Annotated in this window: 21 protein-coding genes; 5 read left to right on the top strand and 16 right to left on the bottom strand. The window is 64.4% G+C overall.

Annotation, left to right across the window (positions count from 1 at the left end; genetic code table 11):
• Positions 1-159: 159 nt before the first annotated feature.
• The 4 genes from AC1DCZ_RS17765 to AC1DCZ_RS17750 form a co-directional block, all read right to left on the bottom strand.
• Positions 160-1,002: an amino acid ABC transporter permease gene (locus AC1DCZ_RS17765; RefSeq protein ID WP_476975765.1), complete on the bottom strand. Its 843-nt coding sequence runs from the start codon at positions 1,000-1,002 to the stop codon at positions 160-162.
• Positions 1,003-1,015: 13 nt separating this feature from the next.
• The gene (locus AC1DCZ_RS17760) at positions 1,016-1,663 is read right to left on the bottom strand and encodes an amino acid ABC transporter permease (protein WP_476975764.1); all 648 of its coding nucleotides are present in this window, start codon (positions 1,661-1,663) and stop codon (positions 1,016-1,018) included.
• Positions 1,664-1,673: 10 nt separating this feature from the next.
• Positions 1,674-2,654 carry a glutamate ABC transporter substrate-binding protein gene (locus AC1DCZ_RS17755; RefSeq protein ID WP_476975763.1) on the bottom strand — a complete coding sequence of 327 codons (981 nt, stop codon included), beginning with the start codon at positions 2,652-2,654 and terminating at the stop codon, positions 1,674-1,676.
• Between the two features lie 336 nt (positions 2,655-2,990).
• Positions 2,991-3,455, bottom strand: coding sequence for an acyl carrier protein (locus AC1DCZ_RS17750; protein WP_476975762.1), 465 nt, complete (start codon positions 3,453-3,455; stop codon positions 2,991-2,993).
• Between the two features lie 137 nt (positions 3,456-3,592).
• Here AC1DCZ_RS17750 and AC1DCZ_RS17745 point away from each other — a divergent pair, with 137 nt between their 5' ends.
• A complete protein-coding gene (locus AC1DCZ_RS17745; protein ID WP_476975761.1) occupies positions 3,593-4,120 on the top strand; it encodes a DUF427 domain-containing protein in 528 nt (175 codons plus the stop codon).
• A 219-nt stretch (positions 4,121-4,339) separates the two neighbouring features.
• On the opposite strand, the gene AC1DCZ_RS17740 is transcribed toward AC1DCZ_RS17745, so the two are convergent.
• Positions 4,340-5,116 carry a type 1 glutamine amidotransferase domain-containing protein gene (locus AC1DCZ_RS17740; RefSeq protein ID WP_476975760.1) on the bottom strand — a complete coding sequence of 259 codons (777 nt, stop codon included), beginning with the start codon at positions 5,114-5,116 and terminating at the stop codon, positions 4,340-4,342.
• Positions 5,117-5,338: 222 nt separating this feature from the next.
• On the opposite strand from AC1DCZ_RS17740, the gene AC1DCZ_RS17735 reads away from it, so the two are divergent.
• Together AC1DCZ_RS17735 and AC1DCZ_RS17730 are read left to right on the top strand one after the other, a co-directional pair.
• A complete protein-coding gene (locus AC1DCZ_RS17735) occupies positions 5,339-6,598 on the top strand; it encodes a phophatidylserine decarboxylase associated domain-containing protein (RefSeq protein ID WP_476975759.1) in 1,260 nt (419 codons plus the stop codon).
• Between the two features lie 223 nt (positions 6,599-6,821).
• Positions 6,822-7,124 (top strand): putative quinol monooxygenase, encoded by a 303-nt coding sequence (locus AC1DCZ_RS17730; protein WP_476975758.1) that lies wholly within the window; start codon positions 6,822-6,824, stop codon positions 7,122-7,124.
• 71 nt (positions 7,125-7,195) lie between these two features.
• On the opposite strand, the gene AC1DCZ_RS17725 is transcribed toward AC1DCZ_RS17730, so the two are convergent.
• From AC1DCZ_RS17725 to AC1DCZ_RS17715, 3 genes are all read right to left on the bottom strand, one after another.
• Positions 7,196-7,717, bottom strand: a complete 522-nt coding sequence (locus AC1DCZ_RS17725; protein ID WP_476975773.1) for a TetR/AcrR family transcriptional regulator — start codon at positions 7,715-7,717, stop codon at positions 7,196-7,198.
• Entirely contained in the window at positions 7,663-8,043 is a 381-nt protein-coding gene (locus tag AC1DCZ_RS17720; RefSeq protein WP_476975757.1) for a RidA family protein, read from the bottom strand. The genes AC1DCZ_RS17725 and AC1DCZ_RS17720 overlap by 55 nt, the downstream gene beginning before the upstream one ends.
• Positions 8,044-8,115: 72 nt before the next feature.
• Positions 8,116-8,829: an amino acid ABC transporter ATP-binding protein gene (locus AC1DCZ_RS17715; RefSeq protein ID WP_476975756.1), complete on the bottom strand. Its 714-nt coding sequence runs from the start codon at positions 8,827-8,829 to the stop codon at positions 8,116-8,118.
• Between AC1DCZ_RS17715 and AC1DCZ_RS17710 the strand changes: the two genes are divergently transcribed.
• Positions 8,722-9,567, top strand: coding sequence for a PucR family transcriptional regulator (locus AC1DCZ_RS17710; RefSeq protein ID WP_476975755.1), 846 nt, complete (start codon positions 8,722-8,724; stop codon positions 9,565-9,567). The two genes, AC1DCZ_RS17715 and AC1DCZ_RS17710, sit on opposite strands and share 108 nt — an antisense overlap.
• Positions 9,568-9,884: 317 nt before the next feature.
• Here AC1DCZ_RS17710 and AC1DCZ_RS17705 read toward each other — a convergent pair whose 3' ends face one another.
• From AC1DCZ_RS17705 to AC1DCZ_RS17690, 4 genes are all read right to left on the bottom strand, one after another.
• Positions 9,885-10,427, bottom strand: a complete 543-nt coding sequence (locus AC1DCZ_RS17705; RefSeq protein WP_476975754.1) for a hypothetical protein — start codon at positions 10,425-10,427, stop codon at positions 9,885-9,887.
• 85 nt (positions 10,428-10,512) lie between these two features.
• Positions 10,513-12,666 (bottom strand): glycosyltransferase family 39 protein, encoded by a 2,154-nt coding sequence (locus tag AC1DCZ_RS17700; protein WP_476975753.1) that lies wholly within the window; start codon positions 12,664-12,666, stop codon positions 10,513-10,515.
• An 8-nt stretch (positions 12,667-12,674) separates the two neighbouring features.
• Positions 12,675-14,042, bottom strand: coding sequence for a bifunctional glycosyltransferase family 2/GtrA family protein (locus AC1DCZ_RS17695; protein WP_476975752.1), 1,368 nt, complete (start codon positions 14,040-14,042; stop codon positions 12,675-12,677).
• A gap of 263 nt (positions 14,043-14,305) precedes the next feature.
• The gene (locus AC1DCZ_RS17690) at positions 14,306-14,914 is read right to left on the bottom strand and encodes a S1C family serine protease (RefSeq protein WP_476975751.1); all 609 of its coding nucleotides are present in this window, start codon (positions 14,912-14,914) and stop codon (positions 14,306-14,308) included.
• 344 nt (positions 14,915-15,258) lie between these two features.
• On the opposite strand from AC1DCZ_RS17690, the gene AC1DCZ_RS17685 reads away from it, so the two are divergent.
• On the top strand, positions 15,259-16,980 hold the full coding sequence (locus AC1DCZ_RS17685) for an alkaline phosphatase family protein (RefSeq protein ID WP_476975750.1): 1,722 nt from the start codon (positions 15,259-15,261) through the stop codon (positions 16,978-16,980).
• Positions 16,981-17,127: 147 nt separating this feature from the next.
• On the opposite strand, the gene AC1DCZ_RS17680 is transcribed toward AC1DCZ_RS17685, so the two are convergent.
• From AC1DCZ_RS17680 to AC1DCZ_RS17665, 4 genes are all read right to left on the bottom strand, one after another.
• Positions 17,128-17,385 (bottom strand): hypothetical protein, encoded by a 258-nt coding sequence (locus AC1DCZ_RS17680; RefSeq protein WP_476975749.1) that lies wholly within the window; start codon positions 17,383-17,385, stop codon positions 17,128-17,130.
• A gap of 204 nt (positions 17,386-17,589) precedes the next feature.
• On the bottom strand, positions 17,590-18,381 hold the full coding sequence (locus tag AC1DCZ_RS17675; RefSeq protein ID WP_476975748.1) for a hypothetical protein: 792 nt from the start codon (positions 18,379-18,381) through the stop codon (positions 17,590-17,592).
• 436 nt (positions 18,382-18,817) lie between these two features.
• Positions 18,818-19,048: an AI-2E family transporter gene (locus AC1DCZ_RS17670; RefSeq protein ID WP_476975772.1), complete on the bottom strand. Its 231-nt coding sequence runs from the start codon at positions 19,046-19,048 to the stop codon at positions 18,818-18,820.
• 213 nt (positions 19,049-19,261) lie between these two features.
• The gene (locus tag AC1DCZ_RS17665; RefSeq protein WP_476975747.1) at positions 19,262-20,854 is read right to left on the bottom strand and encodes a S53 family peptidase; all 1,593 of its coding nucleotides are present in this window, start codon (positions 20,852-20,854) and stop codon (positions 19,262-19,264) included.
• Positions 20,855-21,647: the final 793 nt, after the last annotated feature.

The following is a 21,647-nucleotide window of genomic DNA, read 5'->3' as shown; positions in this document are numbered from 1 at the left end:
GCTGCCCGCCTTCCTCTTTGCTATATCTGTTATAGAACAAAGCGTGATCGAGGGCAACGGACCCGATATAGGAGCCCCTCATGAAAATCTGTGGGGGAAGAGCGCTGATGCGCAGGGAGAGCTTCCCCCCGCACAATGCCGGTGGGCGGCCGTTTTCCCTTAGCCGATGCCGACTTCCAGGGACTCCTGCCCCAACCGGGCGGCCCGCCCGGACAGTCGACGCTCAAGGTACCGGGCCAAGTGGGAAATCAGGACGTTGGTGACGACGTAGACCGCCGCGATGATCAGGTACGTCTGGATCAGGTGGTTCGTGTAGGCCGTGAGATTGTTGGAGGTTTTCATCAGTTCCGGGTAGCTGACGGCGTAGCCCAGGGTGGTGTCTTTGAGCAGCACGACCAACTGCGCCACCATGGACGGCACCACAATCCTGACCGCCTGGGGAAGGACGATGCTGCGCATGAGCTGCCCTTGCGACAGGCCCAGGCTCAGCCCGGCCTCGCTCTGGCCGGCGGGAAGGGCCCTGATCCCTGCCCGGAAGATCTCGGCCATGACCGCCGAACTGCACAGCGTGATCGGGATAACCAGCTTCCAAAAAATATCCGGGTTGATTCCGTATTGGGGAAGCCCACTGACAAAGATGTAGACCACCAGGAGCAGCGGAACCGAGCGGAAGAATTCAATCCAGCCCGTGGAAAGGCGCCGAAGTGGCGTGCGCTCCGACAGCCTGCCGAGCGCAAGGACCAGTCCAAGGGGCAGCGCAAAAACCGCGGACACAGCCGCCGCGGTCACGGTGTTGCCCAGCCCGGCAAGCAGGAAGAGCAGGTAGGGCCCTTGCGTGAATTCAGCCCAGCGGTCGGCGGCAAGCTGCCCCGCCTGGCCAAAGCGCAGCAGCACTGCCGCCGCGAGCCCGGCGATACCGACGAGGCTGAGCACTGTCAGGATGCGGATCCGGCGCCGCGCCCTCGGTCCGGCCGTGTCGAAGAGACTGTCCTGGGTGCTCATGGCTGGAAGCCCTTCATCGCTGAACCCGCAGCCGTTGTTCCAGCCGGGCTCCCAGGCCGCCGGCCAGCAGGGAAATGATCACATAGGCGACGGCGGCCAACAAGTAGGTGGTCAGCCCAAGCGCCGCTTCGTTATTGATCTCCGAAACCTGGAGGGTAAGGTCCTTCACGCCTATGACGCCAGCCAGGGAAGAGCTGAGCAGGATGCCGATGAATACGTTGACCACGGGCTGGACCACGCTGCGGAAGGCTTGGGGAAACAGCACGTACCGGAGCACTCCGAAGAAATCCAGGCCAATGGAGCGGGCGGCCTCAACTTGGCCCACCGACACCGCGTTGACGCCCGTCCGGATGGCCTCACAGGTGAACGCGCCACCCAGCAGGATCATGGAGATGGCCGCGCAGCTGAACAGGTCGAAGGTGATACCGATGTCCGGGAGGCCGAAGGTCACCACCACCAAGAGACTGATCAGCGGAATGTTGACGAAGAGCTCCACGTACAGCCGCCCCAGCGCGCGCAGGGGCAGAATGGGACTGACCCGGCACGCGGCGATTGCGGTACCGACCACGAGCGAGCCGAGGAAAGCGACGGCCGTCAGGCGCACTGTCATCCAGAGTCCGGCCAGCAGATCATCAAGGTAGGTGGTGAACAACTGGTCCACAGGCGCGGCCCTAAGCGCCGATGGCAGGCGGCTTCGGCGGGTCGGTCTTGAGGACCTGGCCAACCGTGGCTTTCCACAGCGCATCCCAGGAGCCATCGGACTCCACGATTTTCAGCCACGCGTTGACGAACGCCAGTGCGTCCGTGCCCTTGTGAAGCCCTATGCCGTACTTGTCGCTGTTGCCGAACGTCTCGCCGACGATTTTCACGTCCTTGTTCTTGGCAGCATTGGACAACAGGATGGACTGGTCGATCACGTAAGCCTCCACTCGGCCCTGCTGGACCGCGGCGAGGCACTTGGGGTTGTCGTCAAAGGTCTGGACGTCGGCCTGCGGGGCAACCTCCTTAAGGAGGGTCACGCCTGTGGACGCGCTTTGGGTTGCGACCGTTTTGCCTGCGAGATCGGCCACGGACTTGATGGAGGTGTTGTCCGCCTTGACCAGGATGGCCGACTTTGACTCGTAGTAGGGGCCGCCGAAATCCACTTTCTCGGCGCGCTTGGCTGTGATGGAGTAGGTGGCAAAGATGACGTCCACCGAGTTGTTCTGCAGCAGCGTCTCACGCGTGTCCACGGTTACCTGCGAGAGGTTCTCCTTGGGCTCGCCGATGATGTATTTAGCCAGCAGCTGTGACAGACCGGCGTCGAAGCCGGCCACCTTGCCGGTGGCCGGATCCCGCAGCGAGAAGAGCGTCGACGTGTCGGTGCCGCCGCGCACCAGCTGGCCTTTGGCCTTGATGGCCTTCGCCCAGGCGCTCGCCTGCACCACGGAGTCCGCGGCCACCGCACCCTTGGCCACGACGGCGTCGAAGGCGGCCACGTCGATGACCGAGCCGCCGGCCGCCCCGCTGGACGTACCGGAGCCGGCGGGCGCCGGCAGGGACGGTGTGCCGCCGCACCCGGCGAGGGCCCCTGCCCCCAATGTTCCCAGCCCCAGGGCGAGCGCTCCCCGCCGGCTCAAGAGCAGTGAAGAAACGCGTTCAGGATCTGACATGAGCTGGTCCTCTCGTGGCCGGCGACACCCACCCGATCGCCGTCGTGGGTTCCAACCTACGACCGATTCCCTGTCGAGTTGGCGAACGCCACAAAAAACAGTCCCGGATCGTAACAATAAGCGGACTGATAATCGCTTAGCTGTGCCCGCTTCGAGGGCAGAAAGGCAAGCTGGCCCTTGAGGCCGGGGGCTCAGGATGATCGGTCCAGCAGCGGTGCCATGCCCGGATTGATCACGACCACACAGTCGGGACGGCAAGTGTGCGGACTATGCATTCCGTCAGCCTGACGGCGAAAACCACACCCGGGACGGCATCGGGCGCGGAACGTCAGCTGGTCAGTACTCACCCTTGATCACGAAGTAGGAGCCTCGGATAACGCCTGCCAGCTTTGATTTCTGGCGGGCGAACTTGAAACGTGATGCCAGTTCGTCTGGAATCTCCATGCCTTCGGCGAGTTTGAATCCGACCGCGCGCTTCCCGCCGTCCTCGATGCTGTACATGACGTTGATCGACAGCCCCGACTCGTAGAACACGTAGTCCATCCGCAAACCGTCAACTTCGAAGGCGGTTGCTTCGAGCGCGCGGGAGGCGATGACTATGTCGCGCTCGTCCCTCAGGATGCGGCTCACCCGGCCGACCACCTCGGGAACCTCGCTGGCACGGCTAACGGTGAAGACGTGGTCGTATTTGTTGCGGTAGTAGCGCCCCTCGTTGGCGCGTAGCCCAGCCAGCGACCCGGCCACTGGAGACGACTCCAGGCCGACCGTAGAAACGTTCTCGAAGTCAACAACGTACTGCATGCGTCCTCCTGAGCAGATGTGATGGACCAACGATAACGTGACTACGGCCCATCCCGTTCGTCCAGGCCATATGCGCCAGCCGGGACATCCCCCGGCGTTCACGGTGGCATCCCAGCGGAAGATGGAAGCATGGGGACATGACTCCTGCTCACGGTTTTTCCGGCTTCGTCCGGCGTCCCCAACCCATCAAACCCAAAGCCGGTCAAGAATCGGTGTGGGACTACCCGCGGCCGCCACGGGTCGAGCCGCGAGCCGAACGGGTCATCGTGCGAGTTGGCGGGCAGGTGATTGCCGACACCACCGATGCAGTGCGCGTCCTGGAGACCAGTCATCCGCCTGTCTATTACTTGCCATTGGACTCATTCCCTGCCGGTGTACTCGTCCCGGTCGAAGGCACCAGCTTCTGCGAGTTCAAGGGAGAAGCGCACTACTTCGACGTCGTTGCCGGCGGAGTCGTCGTTCCCCGTGCCGGGTGGACGTACCCGGAACCCACCCGGGGTTTCGAGGCGCTCAGGACCCGAGTGGCCCTTTACCCGGACCGCATGGACTCTTGCGAGGTCAACGGCGAGCAGGTGAAATTCCAGGATGGTGACTTCTATGGCGGTTGGATCACCACGCAGATCGTTGGTCCGTTCAAAGGGGGCCCGGGCACGGCCGGGTGGTGAGCACATCGCTCCTGCGCCGGCAAGACTTGCCCCTGGCTTGGTGTCAGCTGGCTCCGCAAATTCGTTGTGCCAAGTATTTCCGGCCCCGGAAGGACAGCTGGGACTGGCCCCACCGGGCGATGTCGGTTAGGGACGGCCGGTGTCGTTGCCGGCGCGCGTACGCCAGCTGGCGGCCACCCCGTCATCGGGGCGGTCGCCAGCTTCAGTGCACTGTTGGTGTTAGTGCTCCGCTTCTGCGGCAGCCTTCCTGGCGTTCTTCTCGGCGTCCTTTTCGGCGCGCAGAGCCTCCGTCTCGTGCTGTTCCTCGGCTTTTTCCTGATGGATAACCTCTGCGAAGAGCTTCTCCATCTCCTTGGCCACGCCGGCGGCTGAGGCCGGGTTCTGGCCGGTCACCAGCCGGTCGTCAACCACGACCTTCTCCTCAAAGACGCCAGCGAAGACGTGGGTGGCGCCCTGTTCCTCAAGCCGGTCTGCCAAGAAGAACGGGATGACCTTGTCCTTCCCTGCGGCGACCTCCTCCTCGTTGGTGAAGGCGGCCACCTTCCGGCCCTCGACCAGGCGAAGGCCGTTTTCCAATTCCACGTTCAGCAGGCCGGCCGGTCCGTGGCAGACCGCGCCCACCAAGCCGCCGGCGTTGTAGACGCTGGCCACGAGATTCTGCAGCCCTTCGCTGTCCGGGAAGTCCCACATGGTGCCGTGGCCGCCCACGAGGAAGACGGCGTCGTACTGGTCGGGATCAACGACGTCGACGCGGGCCGTGTTGTAGAGACCGGCGCGAGTGGCCTCGTCCTCGGTGAAGGCAACCTGGATGGGATCTTTTGAGTCCACCTCATCGCGCGGAGGCTGGCCGCCCTGGATGGACGCAAAGTCGACGAAATGCCCGGAATCCTTGAAGACCTTCCAGGGATGTGCAGCCTCGGCCACGTTGTAGCCGGTCTTCTCTCCGGTATCGCCGATCTCGGAAACGCTGGTCAGTACCATGAGGATTTTCTTCATGAAGTGTTCCTTTCGTCTACCTTCCACCCTACGCCCGGCCCGATTCGGGCCCTCGCGCCCCTCTTAGACAGTGGTAGTCGCCTGCGCTGCTAACCGCGCGCACGTGACCGCCCGCACGAGGTCGCACCGAAAACGGATACACGAGCAGAAAGTCCACCTCCGGCCCCGTGCGGACGAGCATATGTCGCCGGTACCGGTCAGGAGGCGGGTAGGCTCGGCATTATGACCATTAACTCTTCATCCGACCGTGTCCGGCGACCGGGCGGCTGGCTGCCCGAGCAACAGGACGACCTTGAGGACTGGATTGCCGGCCACCGGGAACGGGTGGAGGCACGGGGTGAAGATGTTCCTCTGCACCCCGTGATCGTGGAGTTCCAGGAACTCATTGCCAGCGATCCGGTTGTCCGTCTTTACATGACGGAGATGATCGAGCAGGTTCCGAAGTCGAAGCCCTACCGCAAACGGCACCTCACGAGCGTTGACCAGATGCTCCGGCTGATCAACGAGGTCCTGACGACGGCCCCGGAGTTCAGCGAAGGCGGCATGGTCACCACGCCGTTGACGGCGATCCTCGATTGGACCATGGGAACCGAGGCCGGGTTCGCGGCCCACCGCGATCCGCGGATCGTCGCCATGTTCCGCAGGATTCTGGACGCCTGGTGCGTGTTCCTGACCAGCGAGGACTCGCTGTATGTGTTAAACGACTCGCCGTCCGGGTGGATGTCGGAGAAGGCGCGGGAGGTCGTCGGGATGGACGACTACCAGCACGATGCCCTCGCCGAGCACTGGGGCTTCACGTCGTGGAACGATTTCTTCGCCCGCCGGCTCACCTCGACTTCCCGACCCGTGGCTGCACCCGAAGACGACAAGGTCATTGTCAGCGCCTGTGAGTCGACCCCCTACAAGATCAGCTCCGACGTACAACGCCGGAGCCGGTTCTGGGTCAAGAACCAGCCCTACTCACTCGATGACCTCCTCGCCCGGGACGAGTCGGTGGACCAGTTCGTCGGCGGAACGGTGTATCAGGCGTTCTTGAGCGCGTTGAACTATCACCGCTGGCACGCCCCCGTCGCCGGAACGATCGTGCGGGCCTACCTCAAAGACGGCACGTACTTCTCCGAAGCGGAATCCGAAGGGGCAGACGCCGTCGACTCGAGGTTCTCGCAGTCATATCTGGCCCATGTCGCTGCCCGGGCGATCATCCTCATCCAGGCCGACGACCCCGTCATCGGTCTGATGGCGTTTATCCCCGTGGGCATGATTGAAGTCTCCTCCTGCGTCATCAATCCGGAGATCGTCCCGGGCCACCACGTGGACAAGGGCGACGAGCTGGGGTACTTCCAGTTCGGTGGCTCGACGGAGTGCCTCGTCTTCCGGCCCGGTGTCATCGACCAGTTCGCTCTAGCCGCCATCCCCCAGCCGCAGGATCCGAAAGCACCTCTCGTGCGGGTCCGGTCGAAGCTTGCGACCGCTAAGTCCTGAGGACGACGGCGCGGCTTCCTGATCTGCCGTTCACACTGGATGGATAGGGTTCGCCGAATCCGGATTGGCCAGGCGGTCCAGGTAGTCGGCGACTTCGGCGACGACCGGGCCGCTTGCCCCTGCGGCCCGGACGCCGAGACACGGCCTCAGGCATAGTCCAGGAACGGGCACCGCGAAAGGCACGGAGCGTGCAGTATCAGCCGCCTCCGGCGAGAATGAACTCATGACACACGCACGTTGGACGGCTCTCGGCACCAAGCCGGGCGGCCGCGATGAGCTCATAGAACTGCTCACCCGGAGAGGTGACGGCCTTACGGACCTAGGGTGTCTCCTCTACGAAGTGGGGACCAACGACGACCAACCCGACACGGTGTACGTCGCCGAGCTGTGGATATCCGAGAACGCACACCGAGCCTCCCTGGAACTTGACGCAGTGCGGAGCAGCATTGCCGAGGCCATGCCGCTGCTGTCGGGATTGATGAGCAGCCAGGGTTTCGAAGTCGCCGGATCTCCACTGCGCGATTGAGGACCGGCTTACGCCGGGTACGCCTCCGGCCCAACAATCGGAATCGCATGCGGCCGCTGACTGCGCCGACGTTAGCGAACGAATCCCGCGATCACTTCACGCGAGGGGATTGGTGCAGGCTCGCGTCCGCCCCCTTCGACAGACAGGAGTTTCGCGTCTGCAGACGGTTGCGGAACCAGGATTTGCTGGATGGCTGGGGCCAGGACTGTGACCAATTGGTCGGTTCCTGCGGTGAGGAGTGCGGGTACGCCGATAATCTGCCGGCTTGTGACGACGCCTACGAGCATGGATGAGGCGAGGCCTGCGCGCAGCGCGGCATCCTTATCTGCGCGTGCGCGGGTTCCCTCCAGGACCCGGGACTGGATGAAGCTGCGCAGCTGCTCGGCCGCGCTTTCGTTGACGATCGCACCGCGCAGCATTGCCATAAGGGGCTCCGACACATCGTCCGCACCCTCCCAGGCGCCCAGGTAGGCTCGAACGACCCGTTCGCCGAAGTGGTCGTCGGGTCCTTCGAATGCCGTACGGAGTTCCTGGGTGGCTAAGGTATGGCCGCGACGACGTCGATCTCGACCAGGAAGTCTCCCAGGAACGATCCCACGGTGGTTCGCGCCGGGTAGGGCGCTTCCATGAACTCCGCGTAGATTGCGTTGAACCCGGCGAAGTCCCGGCCCGGGTGGTGCAGATGGACGGTGGCCTTGAGCACATGGGAAAAGTCCAGGCCGTGCGCGTCGAGGACGGCGGCCAGGTTCTTCATCGTCTGCGCCGTCTGCTCTTCAATGGTGGTGCCAACGGTGTCGCCGGTGGCCGCGTCGTGCGGCGTCTGGCCGGCCGTGTAGAGGAAGCCGTTGGCGGCGATGGCCTGGGAATAGGGACCCGCCGGGCTGGGCGCGAGGTGGGTGCTGATCTGCTGTCGAGGCATGGAGCTGTGTCCTTTCATGCGGCCGGCCTGATGGCCGGCCAGGGTTGTTGATGTTGCCGGGTTTCTGATGTCCTAGAGGACCTTTGACAGAAAGGCCTGCGTGCGTTCGTGTTGCGGATTCCCCAGTACATCGGCCGGAACTCCGCTTTCGACGACGACCCCCTGGTCCATGAAGACCACCTGGTCGCTGACCTGGCGGGCGAAGCCGAGCTCGTGGGTCACTACGACCATGGTCATCCCGGCTTCGGTCAGGGACTTCATGACGTCCAGCACCTCCCCGACGAGCTCCGGATCGAGCTCCGATGTTGGTTCGTCGAAGAGCATGAGCTTGGGCTTCATGGCCAGTGCGCGCGCAATCGCGATCCGCTGTTGCTGCCCGCCGGAGAGCTCCTGGGGGTAGGACTGTCCCCGGTTGCCCAGCCCGACACGGTCCAGCAGGGTCTGCGCCTCGGCTGTGACCTCGTTCCGGGGACGTCCAAGGACGTGGACGGGCGCTTCGACGATGTTCTCCAGCACGGTCATGTGCGGGAACAGGTTGAAGCGCTGGAAGACCATGCCTGCGGTCAGTCGTGAGCGTGCCGTCTGGCGCTCTTTCATCTCGTAGAGGCGTCCGTTGCGCTCGGCGTAGCCGACCATCTGTTCGTCCACGTAAAGGCGTCCGGCGTCGACCTTTTCCAGGTGGTTGATGCACCGCAGGAAGGTCGTTTTTCCGGAACCGGACGGGCCGATCAGGCAGGTCACCGAGCCGCGTTCGACACTCAGATCAATGCCCTTGATGCGGACCACGGGCTCGCGGTCGCGGCTTTTTCAATAGTCCGTCCCGAGACCGGGAGCCTGGAATCGGTGCGTGAAATCCACCGGCTGCTGCACCTCGTCACGACAGTCTGCGATATCCAGTTCAACACGAACCACAGTGCCCTCATCGGTTCGGTTGTCTACGCGCTCCTGCCCTGCCGGGGGAACACGCCCAAGGCCGCGCATCGGCGCGTAGCCCAGGAAATCGGGGCATACGCCCACACGATCAGCACCTACCCGATCATCGCCGCCGTCGGAGGCATCGCGCCCCGGGTCGAGGACCTGCCCAGATCCAGATCTGAAGCGCTGCAAACGCTGCAGTATCTGATTCACCAGCACGCGGAAATTCCGGGCAAGAGTGGCGGGCGGGTCTCCGCCACCGGGCTTTTCGAGGACCACCGGATCCCGCTGAACCTCTTGAAAATCGGGGCATTCATCGACGACAACGGACTTGCCGATCTCGACGACATCGCCAAGATCCAGGCCCACGACGCCGAACAGCAAACGGACTATTTGGAAACCCTGCGGGCTTATCTGACGTCGAAGGGAAATATCTCCATGATGGCGGCACGCCTGCACGTACACAACAACACCGTCCGTTATCGGGTGGGACGCTTGGCAAAGGACTTTGACCTCGATCTGGACGACCCGCAGAAGCGGCTCTGGCTCTGGCTGCGCCTGACAACCATGGATCTCACACCTCAGGCAAGTCCGACCACGCAAAGGTAGGACCAGAACACAGCAGCAACTTGCATGCAAGGCGTGCCATCCTCCGCACTCGGACCACTATTCATCAGCGGTCAGCTGCACCGCGCCGGGGAGTGCGCCGCCCAATGATAGAGTCGGCGCTGCCCGCGGCGGTCCGGTGCGATGGCGAGGCCAGCCTGGCCGCCGCCGTCGTCGTCTCGTTCCTATTTGGAGCTCACTCCAGAGCTCTTCGGCTTCCAGAACGATTACGGGCGCTGGCTGTCCAGCGCACCGATGGCCGGCGGATCAGTACTCCTGCACCTGGCCACCTCTAGGCGCGAGCATCGCATCCGGCCTGCTCAGGACACCGCGAAGAGAGCCAGTGCAAGCCCTCCGGCTACCAGCGCCTCACGACTGCCGGCCAAGGCCGGCACTGCTTTCTGGCCCGATTTGGCGTGGAGCGTGAAGGTAGCAAGCAGCCACCCGACCGAGGCGAAGACCATCGACAGGGCCGCCAGCAGGTCAACCAGGAGGACGCCTAGTTCATGGCCGGGATGACCCGGCGCCGAGCCCGCATTGCTCGCGGCCTCGAACAGGACCCAGCTTCCAAGTCCGGCGAGGACGGCGTGATAGGCGGAAGTCGCGGGACCGTCGCCGACGAAAGGTGCCGACGACCTGAGTTGAAACAGCGTGCGTCCCGCATACCAAAGGAACACGGCTGAGAGGACAACCGCAAGCGGCAGCTGCGCGGCGGTTGCCCAGCCAAGTCCCACTGTCACGATGGTCCCGGCGATCAGGGCGGATCCCGTGGCATCCGCCTTTCCGACCATTGTTTTGGCGCTGATGACCGCGGCGAGGCTGCAAAGGACAACGGCACCGAAAACGACTACAAGAGCCGTCACTATGAAGGTGCTGCGGAAAATGAGGAGATTCCTTCTGGACAGTGCTAAGCGCTCTTCGGTTGGATGTGACGCTGGCTGACGGGCACTATTGGCCCAGTTTGTAGACGGTACTCCCCCCAACCTTCGCAGCCGGGAATGTTGCTTCGACCCACTGGGTGATGGCCGAGGACGTGCCGTTCGCACCAGGCCGTCCCGCGCCGGCCGTGTCGCGGCCAACGTTGCCCCGGGCTCCAGCCCCCTGGCCGGTATTCTGCGACTCCGGGACACCTGGTCCAGCCGGCATCCCCGGGCTGCCGGGGCCGCCGAAGCCACTGCCGGGGACGAAATAGGCTATCTGTCCTGCTGACACCATTTGCTTGAACTGGTCCAGCGTCGGGAACGGATCAGAGCCACTGAAGCCGCCGATGGCCATCACTGAAGTATTGGAACCAAGCTCAAGAGCGGCGGCACTGTTCGCCCCGACGGTGGCCGCGGACCATGTTTTCGTGGCCGTCTGCAGCAGTGCGTTCAATGCCGGGTCGCTGGGGGCATCCCGGAAGCCTCCGGGCGCTGCTCCTGCCTGGAGGGTAGCCGCTGCGGGGGAATCAGTGAACCGGCGCACTGCCCCGCCCCGGGCAGCGCCGTTCGGGCTGCTGATGCCGGCGAGTCCCATTGTTTGGTTGTTGGTCGCAGAGGCCGGGCCGGACGATGGCGAACCGCCCGTATGACCGGCTGCCGCCGTCGCCACAGTCCACGCGCCCGTGCCCAGGCCAGCTGAAAGGAGGGCCAAAATCGCCGCCGCCGCTCCGGCCCGGCCGGTCCGGGCCGGACCCGCCGCGATCAGGGCCGTGCTCAGGACACCGACGGCGAGCACAGTCCAACGAAGCCAGGGCAGCCACTCGGGGACGCTGGAGAGCAGGACAAACGACCAGACCGCGGTGAGCAGGACAGCGAAGCTCATTACCGCCCGCTCGGCGGGCCGGGAGCGGCCCCTCCAGAGCTGGACCCCCGCGATGCCGATCAAGGCCGCCACGGCGGGAGCAAGTTCGACAGTGTAGTAGGCGTGGATAGTGCCGCTCATGAAGGAAAAAACCACGGCCGTGGTGAGCAGCCAGGTGCCCCACAAGATCAGCGACGCGCGAACCATATCTGTTCGCACCGCCCGACGCATGAACCACAGCGCTGCGGTAAGAAGAACAATCGCCGCGGGCAGCAGCCACGCCACTTCAGCGCTGAACTCACCTCCGAACAGGCGGAGGACGCCGGGAGGGCCCCCGAGGGAGAATCCGCCACCGGCGCCGGGGAGGCCGTCGACTCCCCCGGGATAGTTGGGGAAGTCCCGCGCCACACCAACGCTGGGGTTACCTGCGTTGCGACCGAGGATGCGGCTCAGCCCGTTGTAGCCAAAGACGAGCTCCCAGAGGGAGTTCGTTTGTGAACCGGCCATATATGGCCGGGCGGACACCGGCAATAGCTGAAATATCAGTGCGTAGGCCCCAGCTACGAGCGTGATGCCACCAGCTGCGGCGAGCAAGTGCTGAAACCTCTTCTTTGGGGGAACCGGGGCGGCTACCAGATAGGCGAGCCCGAAAGCCGGTACGGTCATGAACCCCTGGAGCATCTTGCTCAAGAAGGCCAGGCCAACAAATGTTCCTGCCCAGAAGAGCCACGTGGGGCTGGCCTTCTGTGTGGCTGTCACCGTCATCCAGGCGGCGGTCATGAGGCAGAAGACCATCATGGCGTCGGGGTTGTTGAAACGGAACATGAGTGCGGCTACGGGTGTCGCGGCGAGTGCAGCTCCGGCGATAAGGCCGGCAGCGGGTCCCGCCGCCCTTTTAACGGCAAGGTAGAGCATCCCCACGGACGCGATTCCCATGACGGCTTCGGGCAGGAGCATGGTGAAGGAACTGAATCCAAACGCGCGGCCCAGCAGGGCGGGAATCCAGAAAGCTGCCGGCGGCTTATCCACGGTGATGGCGTTCGCCGGGTCCAGGGATGCGAAAAACAACGCTTCCCAGTTCTTCGTCCCTGACTGGATGGCCGCCGCGTAGAACGCATTGGCGTATCCCGAGTTCGTCAGATTCCATAGGTAGATGAGCCCTGTAAGCAGGAGCAGTACCGCGGCGGATGGCCGGACCCAACGTGGTTGCCCGTCGCCGTAGGCCAGGCGCTTCCACAGTGCTTCGGAAGAGGCCTGCCGGCGAGCATCGGGGGCTTCGTCGTTGGCGCGGCGGGTATCGGTGATGGATTCGGAGCTCATGGTGTCTTTCAATAGGTTACGGGCGCGCCGATGACCCCAGACGGGGGTGGCACGGCGAGGCTGCGGCGTGGGTGTTTGAAGACCCAGACCCGGAACAGGATGAACTTCAGCAACGTGGCCAGAAGGTTGGCGCCGACGACAGCGGCTACTTCGACACCCCTGGAAGGCTCTTGCCCGGAGTGAAGCCAGAACAGCGCCCCGGATGTCAGCGCCAGGCCCAGCGCAAAGATGGCAAGGCCTTGGAACTGATGCCTTACGGCACCGGCACGCCCGGAGACCCTGAATGTGAATAGCCTGTTGGCCGTCGTGTTCGCGACCGCAGTGATCAGCATCGCCACGAAATTCGCCGTCTGGGCATCGGCAATCGTGCGCATGAGAACAAAGAGTGCAAGGTAGGCCAGCGTCGAGAAGGCACCGATGACGCCGAAGCGGACCATTTGGCCCAGGAGGGCGCGGCTGCCGGCTTCCAGCTGTTTGCGGCCCAAGGCGTCGCGCAACTCAGCGACGGGGATCCGCCCGGTCATCATGTCGCGGCCAATCCGCACGATCCCCTTCAGGTCATCGATAGAAGTGCGCAGGATGTTAACGGAAGAGTCCGGGTCATCAATCCAGTCCACCGGCACTTCCGCCACCCTCAGGCCTGCCCGGTCTGCGATGACCAGAAGCTCCGTGTCGAAGAACCACGAATCGTCGACGGTGGACGGCAGAAGGGCCCGTGCTACGTCGGATCGGATGGCTTTGAAGCCGCACTGGGCGTCTGAGAATCGGGCGCCCAGTGAGCCCCGGAGGATCAGGTTGTAGCTTCGGGAGATGAACTCCCGCTTAGCCCCACGGACCACGCGCGAGTTCCGGTTCAGTCTCGTCCCGACGGACAAATCCGAATGCCCCGACAGCAGCGGTGCGATGAGCGGCCCGAGCGCAGCCAGATCAGTGGACAAATCAACATCCATGTACGCGACAACTGCCGCCTCCGACTCAAGCCACACTGTGCGGAGCGCCAGTCCGCGTCCCTTCCGGTCCAGATGCACGGCCCGCACTTCGCTCAGTTCACTGCAAAGGTTGCTGGCTATGTCCATAGTCGAGTCTGTGCTGGCGTTGTCCGCAATGGTGATGACAAACCGGTGCGGGAAACTTTCCTTGAGGTAGGAGAGCAGGCGCCGGATCGCCGGCTCCAGGGCGGCTTCTTCGTTGTAGACCGGTATTGCGACGTCGAGAATCAGGGCTCCGTCGGATGTGCAGACCGGAGCCCGTTCGGGCCGGATGGCAGGTCTTCGGTCGACGGCCGACACACCGGAGGGGCTCTGTTCCCCACGGTCGTGTCGCTCCGGGGGTTCGGCGGGGAGCGTCTCGGCCTGGGTGGTCACGGCGCTGCACATGTTCTCACGCTAGGCAACGAAGATGAGAGCATCCCCGAGGGACCCTGTACGCCCGCCGTAAAGCGCCCCGACGGGCACACGTCGCCCAAATTGTCGCCAGGCACCCGGGGACACTCATAGGTTGATGGGCGTCGAAACCGGAAACAGCTAGTCACCCGGTGCCGCGACCAACACGGCCGGCTTGACGGCCTTGACCGCATATCTGCGTCCGGGCCCGCTCGGTCACATGGTGGCCTGGACCGACAAGAGCCGGAGCCGGGTGTTCACGCTTTGGGTGCGGTACCGAGGGTGACGTCGGTTTGTTGTTCCTTACCGCCGCGGAGGAAGGTCATCTTGACGGTGGCGCCTGCAGGGTGTTCCCGCACGGCGGCGGTCAGTTCTTGGTCGTCCTGGACGGCGCGGCCATCGATGGCGGTGATGACATCACCGTTGCGGATGCCGGCTTTCTCGGCGGCCGATGCGGCAGCGACACCGGTTACCTCGGCACCGACGGTAAACTGCGAACCGGTCCCGGCCGCCCGAGGCGCCACGCTCGCGCCGAGCTGGCCCTGGGTCGCGGACCCGTTGTCGATGATTTCCCGGGAGATGCGTTTGGCGTCGTTGATCGGGATGGAAAACCCGACGCCGATGCTGCCGGTCTGCGCACCGGCCGTCGTTGCCCCGGCGGAGGCGATGGCGACGTTGACGCCCATGACCTCCCCGGCGGTGTTCAGCAGGGGCCCGCCGGAGTTTCCGGGATTGATCGCGGCGTCGATTTGCAGGACGTTGATGCTGATGTCGGCCTGGCCCGCTGCGGTGTTCTGGGAGCCGCCAGGCGGGGCGAAGCGGAAACGGCGCCCGTTGCTCCCGGCCGCCCCGATCGGGTCAGGCACAGCGGAGGAGGCGATGCTGATTGTTCTGCTCAGTGCCGAGACGTGGTTGTTCCCTATAGTCCGTACCGATACCTGAATACGACAACGCATCCGGCCCCTGGCCGCTACACAGCGCATCTTTTTGAAGAGCCGGGTCCCCTGCCGGATGCGCACGGTGATCGTGGCTGGCGAGCTGCGCGAGTCCGAAAGCTGGCAAGTTACCGTGAGTTCGGCGACCAACCGGTTAACGGTTCGGGAACCTTCTCCATGGATGCCCCGAAACCGCCGGTGCGGGCTTCCGAACGGATAAGACTCAGGAGACAAATCCGCACTCTGGCGCTGCTGCGCCGAAAGGTCTCAATCCCATGACTTCAGCAAGAACCACAGGCGTGGCCGCTGCCGCGCTCCTCGGTGCCGCCCTGCTGGCCGGCACCGCCGTCGCGCCCTCCATGGCCGACGCCGGCCATCACGCGAACCAGGATCCCCGGGACAACGCTTCCGGCCAGCAGGAGGGCCAGGAGCGCCAGGAGGGCCAGGACGGCAAGGTGGCCAAGCACGTCCTACTGCTCTCGGTGGACGGCCTGCATCAGAAGGACCTCGACCGGTACGTCGCGGCGCATCCGCAATCGGCGCTGGCCGCACTGGTGAACCACGGCACAAGTTACACCCACGGGCAAACTCCCGTACCCTCCGATTCCTTCCCCGGCATGGTCGGGCAATTCACCGGCGGCAATCCCGGAACGACCGGGATCTACTACGACGACACGTTCAACCGGGCACTCCTGCCCGCCGGCACCACCGACTGCAAGAACACTGCCCCCGGAACCGAAGTGGCCCTGACCGAGGCCGCGGACAAGAATCCGAACGCGCTTGACGCCGGACAGGGCCTGACCGGGTTGCCCTCCACCATCATGAACATGACCGGCCAGCCGGTATCCCTGCTCAATCCGGCAGCCCTGCCCGTGGACCCCGCCACGTGCAAGCCCGCCTACCCACATCAGTACCTGAAGGTCAACACGGTCTTCGAAGTTGCCAAAAGCGCGGGCCTGACCACCGCGTGGTCGGACAAGCACCCCGCGTATGAAATCCTCAACGGACCCTCCGGTAAGGGAGTGGATGATCTCTTCACGCCCGAAATCAACAGCAAGGCACCCGCACCGTTCACCGGCGACTGGACGCAGGATAACGCCGCAACCCAGCAGTATGACGGCTACAAGGTACAGGCGGTACTGAACGAAATCGGCGGCAAGGACCACTCCGGCACCCGGGCCGCGGCCGTGCCGGCCGTCTTCGGCATGAACTTCCAGTCCGTCTCCACCGCCCAGAAGCTGCCGACATCAGACGGACTCCCGGGCGGCTACCTTAGCGGCGGCGCCGTGCCCGGGCCCCTGCTGAGCAAGGCCCTGGATTACGTGGATTCCTCCGTCGGTAAGCTGGAGTCGGCCTTGTCGGCCTCCGGGCACGCCGAGGACACGACAATCATCCTCTCGGCGAAACACGGACAGTCACCGATGGACCCGAACCAGCTCACCAGGGTTCCGGACAGTACGATCATCGACGGCCTCAATGCGGCCTGGAAGGCCGCCCACCCGGCGTCGGCGGACCTGGTGGCGTTCTCCACGGACGACGACATCATGCAACTCTGGCTCTCCGACCACTCCCAGGCCGCAGCGCAGTTCGCCAAGGAATACCTCACATCCCACCCGGCCGCCGGCAGCGACATCAGCGGTGTCCCCAGGACGGTCGCAACCTCGGGACTCAGCACGGTCTTCGCAGGCAGCGAGGTCGCCGGATACTTCGGCACGAAAACCAGCGACGCACGCTACCCCGACATTCTGGGCATCGCACGGACCGGCGTCGTCTACACCGGCGGGAAGTCCAAAATCGCCGAACACGGCGGAGCCTCCGCTGACGACCGGGACGTGCCCCTCGTGATCTCCGGTGCCAAGGACGAGAAGGCCCGCACCGTGACCAGCACTGTCGAAACCACGCAGATCGCCCCGACAATCCTCAAAACCCTCGGCCTCGACCCGAACAAACTGCAAGCAGTGCAGATCGAGGGAACCAGAGCGCTCCCCCAGCACTGACCCACCCACCGCCCCGACGGACAAGGGCGTCGCTCACGGCCTTAGAGCCTGACGCGGACCGCCCCCCGCACAGAGAACGGCGGCCACGTCCCCGCCGTCACGTCGGCTAAACAAGACCCTCCCCGGGACGACGCCCCGGGGAGTAAGTTACGTCATGTCGCAGTACTGACCATGCTGTGGCCGATGCCAGCGACCACCGATCACGCCTCTTTCCCAGGCCTTGGTAACGGCATCGGCTTCAGCCTGCGTCAGCGTGCCAACCGTCACGGACTTGTCCAGCCTGGCCTTCATCGCGGCCGCGCGTCTCGCGTGCTCTGCGGCACGAATGTCGGTCAAGGCTGTGGCGACCTTCGCCTTCTCGATTCCCAGGGTCGTACCCAGCGACTTGGCTATCGCTGCCTCCATGGCGGCGTGGTCACGTTCGGTACCCTCCGCAGGCCTAGTGGCGGCCTTGTTGGCATTGTGCTGTCCGAAGACTGTCTTAAACCTGTGAGTGCCGGCGGAGAACCGGGGTGCTTGAGCTATTCGAGGGCCATCGGAGTCGCGATTTCAGGGTTGGATATACCCCGTGTGGAGACTCAAAATGCCTCGACGGCGTTTGCCCGATAATCAGGAGCGCATGATCTGGCATTGGCTGCCTGCCTTGCGCGGGGCGCCAGCCAGTCCACAATCCAGGGCGGGCTCGCTGGTGTCCCATGCAGTCAAAGCCTCGTTGCTGTCACCGGAGACGTCGTTCAGCCACCCCGAAAAATTCAGGGGCGCCGGAAGGGACCCTGGTATCGGCGCCGGAGCCCCTGTTCGACTGTTGATGATCACGTCATCGATGTAGATGTCCGCCCGATGCCGGTCGTGTTCGGACCCGAGCTGGACCATGTCGACCGTGGTCGCGCTGACGTTGACGGTGTGGTTCGCATAGGCGGACTTCCCGTCCCACCAGATTTGTACTCCCGTCGCCGGGCCCTCGGGGACAACGTGCATCACCAGATGATGCCAGGTGCCGAGGCGTACGTTGGGCGCCAACGGGGCATAGGCGTACCCCTCGGGTGACAATACGCGGAGCATGACATCACCGGTGATGTTTTTCCGGAGGACATCGACGATCCGGGAGCCGGCGGAAAAGAAGCGGAAGAACGGAACGTCGCTCCCTGCGATGCCCTCGGCCGCAATATTGAACCAGCCATCCGCGTAGACCTCGGTCGTCCCCGCTGCCAGGCCAACAGACATTTTGGCGACAGAGGCGGCGTCGGTGGTGGTGTGCAGGAAGGCCCCGCACGCCGGTGAGTGGGACGACGCCAATGAGACGTTTGCGGTACCTGTCCCCGACGTGAAGACGTTGAATCCCGTCAGGGTTCCCGACTCGAAGTTCGTCGCAACGGCGACCGCCCCGGGATACGGATCCACCGGCACCGCAGAGACGCTGGCGCAGGTAAAGACCGCAGCCGATGCTGTGCCTGACGTTGACACGGCGAGACCGCGATAAGTCAGAGCAAGGATGCCCGCGAGGCAAAGCCCAAAAAACCGGTTCATCGATCGGCCCTCCAACGTCGGTGTTAACTGACAACTCCGCGTTTCGCGCCCGTTCTGTTGTTCGACACCATGCAGAGTCCTGGTTCCACAATGCCTCCGTGCTGTCGAACGACGGTGCCAACGGGGTTGCCCCAACAGCGATGATGTTCACACAATAAGCCCCGGCAACTGGAGTAAATCTTGGGAAGAAGCAACTGGGGACTTACAGCCGGTAGTTGTTCGCCTGGACTGGGCCCCACAGGGCTGAGGAGCGCCAAGCAAACAGCGGGAACGAAGCCTTGGTTGGGCAGCTGCGGTGCTTTGGGAGCTTTCATGCGTCTGTCGAAGACAACCCGGCAGGCCAGACGGCGGCGGGCTCCTCTGCGGTCGATTCCGCCGTATCGCGGCCGGACCCGGTTTTGATGATCGTCGAGCCTAGGGCGGTGACCGGGACCGCGAGGAGGGCACCAATGACGCCGGCGAGCATGTTTCCGGCCACGAGGGCCAGCAGGACGGCCGCGCCGTGGATGCTGGGGACCTTGCCCATCAGGACCGGCTGCAGACCGGCTCTTGCCTGTGCCCGGCTGTTAGTCCTGGTTTCTGCTTGTTTCAGGTTCTGCGGTGCCGGGCCTCAGGCGACCTCGGCGGGTCCGAGCTGACCGGATCTCCGGCGTGCACGGGGTCTTCCCCGCCATGAGCTCGTCCCCGGGGAGGAAAGCGCGGTCGGCGTTTCTTGAGCGTGGAGATCGCCGCTTGCCGATGCCCCGCTGCAGGCTTAGCCGCCGGATTTAATCGCCGCGAGCAGGGCTGTCCCGTCGGGGCTGCCGAGCCCGGTGCAGGGATCCCAGCCGGTCGCGGCCCGGTACGTGCCGTTGTTTCCCGTGGTGACGTCGTGGAACCCGGCCGTCCGGCTGTAGAGCAGAGGCTGGATTTGGCCGAACCGCCGGCCTGTTGACTGGGCGAACAAGGCGATCAGTGCCGCCCAGAGGGGGGCGACGGCGCTCGTGCCGCCGATGACCATGTCCTTGCCATCAACCCTGACCCTGTAGCCGGTCTGAGGGTCGGCGACGGCGCTGACGTCCGGGACGCCGCGGCCATGGACCCCGGGGGTGGGCTTTGGTACCGGCCTGTGGTGGCGGACGTGGGCGGTCAGACCGCTCTGCCAGGCCGGTACGGGGAACGTGTCGCTGTAGCCGCCACCCGTGGCTGAGTTCGGTCCGTCATTCCAGACGGTTTCCGATCTGATCGTTCCGGTGGCCGGGTCCGCGTCGAGGCGGGTGCCGCCGCAGGCCAGTACGTGCGGGCTGGAGGCCGGAAAGTCCGCATGGTCTTTGCCGTCCGTGGCCGCGTCGGCGCTGCCGTTATCCCCTGCCGCAGCCGTGACTGTCACGCCCATCGCCGCGGCGTCGGCGAGCGCCTGATCAAACGCGGTCCGTGCCTGGGCGGTCCACGCGTCCTCGTTCTGGCCCCAGCTGATACTGATCGAGGCCGGCGACGGTGCGGCATGGGAGGCGTTGATGATCGCATCGAGGAACCCTGCGTCAGTGTTCGGCGCGAAGTAGACGACTATGTCCGCCTTCGGTGCCAGAGCGCCGACCACTTCGATGTCGAGCAGCACTTCCCCGTCTGCCCCCGTGGGGTCCTGCCCGGGCTGGTTCGCCGCGCCGTCGACGCCGACTGCGGTCACCTTTGGGCCGGCAATCCCCAGGCCTTGGAAATAGGCGTCCAGGTCCCCCTGACCGACGCCGCCGCCGAGTTCTAAGATCGCCACGCTCTGACCGGTGCCGTCCGCGCCGGGTGGGAAATTGTAGATTCTGGCCAGTTCCGGCGGGGTGTAGCTGGTGCCGGCTGCGGCCAGCGGGATCGCATGGAACTGCGCCCGCGCCTGGGGTCGGTCGTCAAGGCCAAGGACGGCCGTGACGATTCCGTCAAGCTCAGCCGGTATCTGCAGGCCCCCGGTCCGGTGCCGGTGGGTGATGTCGTGCCCGTGGGGCCCGCTGGTGGTTACTTCCTCCAGGCTGGTACCGAAGATCCGGCTGAGCTCTTCCACAGTCCCCGCCAGCCGCAACCGGCGGGAAGCCGGGTCCGCTTCGAGGATGTCCGCCCCGAGCCGCGTAAACGTATCGGTCGCAAGACGCAGGTCCCCGGAGGAGGCTCCGTGGCGGGCCGCGAGCTCATCCCGGGACATCGGTTCGGCGGGCATCTGCGTCAGCGGTTCCTGACGGCGCAGGATCACGGTCACCTCGATCCTGCGGGAAGGATCGACGGGACCGTGCGTGGCCTGGATCCTTGCAGCCGCCGGGCGTTCCGAGCCGGCAAGCGGGACACTGTCCCCGGCGTTGTTCGGTGTGGCGTTCTGATCAGACATGAGAGTGCTCCGTTCGTTGGACCGTCATCGTTCAGGGCTTCGTTTTTGTCAGGGGAACGCCGTTCGACGGCAGGAGTGTCCCGCCGCCGCACAGCATCACCGGTGCCACCGGGACAGATGCAGCCGCGGGAGGTTCCTGCAGCGGGCTGGGTTGGGGGCCGGGACGAAAGGGTACCGAGCCCACCTGCAGTGAGCGTGCCGCTTGTGGGGCTGAGCCGACGTTGGCGGTTTGGCCTGGATCGGCCAGTCCGATACAACGTTTGCCCGTAGGGCGCCACGTCCCGAAAGTAGTTGTCAGTGGTGTGGTCGTTCTGTTCCATCACCACAACGCGTTTAGTTCTGCTGTCCGCCATGACATCCCCGTTGCCTCGGCCGGATCATCCGGGCGTTTACTCGGTCACCAACGAGACTACTCCCAAGCTGTCTCCGGCGTCCTGACCGTACTCGCCTTTAAGGAAGTTCCACATACATCACAGCTACGCCCTCGAACCGGGAAGCAGAAACGATCGACACGTGTGATCGGCGGTTGTCGGGATTCATGCGGCGCCTCGCGATACTCCACTTATTTGGCGAAGCTCCGGCCAAATAGCGGTTGACCGGAGCTTCGGACCATTATGAGGGGCTGAACCTTAAGGTTTGCTGGGACCCTACGTGTCAGGCTGGAACGGTACCAACGTCTCATAGCAAGTCCGTTTAATCACGTGGGGCGAGAGCCAGGAACCCAGTAATCATGTCCAGTCCAGTTTTGAGTGCAGTACGCGAAGATAGTGCTGTGAGTAGTAGTAGTAGTAGT

Source organism: Arthrobacter sp. 10N418 (assembly GCF_056394725.1).
Note: the sequence above shows the minus strand (reverse complement) of the source record. Positions and strands in the feature narration are given on the sequence as shown.

Bases quoted from the DNA above. Each gene is read 5' to 3' on its own strand.
- AC1DCZ_RS17765 (WP_476975765.1), bottom strand. From the start codon at position 1,002: ATGAGCACCCAGGACAGTCTCTTCGACACGGCCGGACCGAGGGCGCGG.
- AC1DCZ_RS17730 (WP_476975758.1), top strand. From the start codon at position 6,822: ATGACACACGCACGTTGGACGGCTCTCGGCACCAAGCCGGGCGGCCGC.
- AC1DCZ_RS17665 (WP_476975747.1), bottom strand. From the start codon at position 20,854: ATGTCTGATCAGAACGCCACACCGAACAACGCCGGGGACAGTGTCCCG.
- AC1DCZ_RS17685 (WP_476975750.1), top strand. From the start codon at position 15,259: ATGACTTCAGCAAGAACCACAGGCGTGGCCGCTGCCGCGCTCCTCGGT.
- AC1DCZ_RS17750 (WP_476975762.1), bottom strand. From the start codon at position 3,455: ATGCAGTACGTTGTTGACTTCGAGAACGTTTCTACGGTCGGCCTGGAG.
- AC1DCZ_RS17745 (WP_476975761.1), top strand. From the start codon at position 3,593: ATGACTCCTGCTCACGGTTTTTCCGGCTTCGTCCGGCGTCCCCAACCC.
- AC1DCZ_RS17700 (WP_476975753.1), bottom strand. From the start codon at position 12,666: ATGAGCTCCGAATCCATCACCGATACCCGCCGCGCCAACGACGAAGCC.
- AC1DCZ_RS17740 (WP_476975760.1), bottom strand. From the start codon at position 5,116: ATGAAGAAAATCCTCATGGTACTGACCAGCGTTTCCGAGATCGGCGAT.
- AC1DCZ_RS17695 (WP_476975752.1), bottom strand. From the start codon at position 14,042: ATGTGCAGCGCCGTGACCACCCAGGCCGAGACGCTCCCCGCCGAACCC.
- AC1DCZ_RS17755 (WP_476975763.1), bottom strand. From the start codon at position 2,654: ATGTCAGATCCTGAACGCGTTTCTTCACTGCTCTTGAGCCGGCGGGGA.
- AC1DCZ_RS17680 (WP_476975749.1), bottom strand. From the start codon at position 17,385: ATGGAGGCAGCGATAGCCAAGTCGCTGGGTACGACCCTGGGAATCGAG.
- AC1DCZ_RS17735 (WP_476975759.1), top strand. From the start codon at position 5,339: ATGACCATTAACTCTTCATCCGACCGTGTCCGGCGACCGGGCGGCTGG.
- AC1DCZ_RS17720 (WP_476975757.1), bottom strand. From the start codon at position 8,043: ATGCCTCGACAGCAGATCAGCACCCACCTCGCGCCCAGCCCGGCGGGT.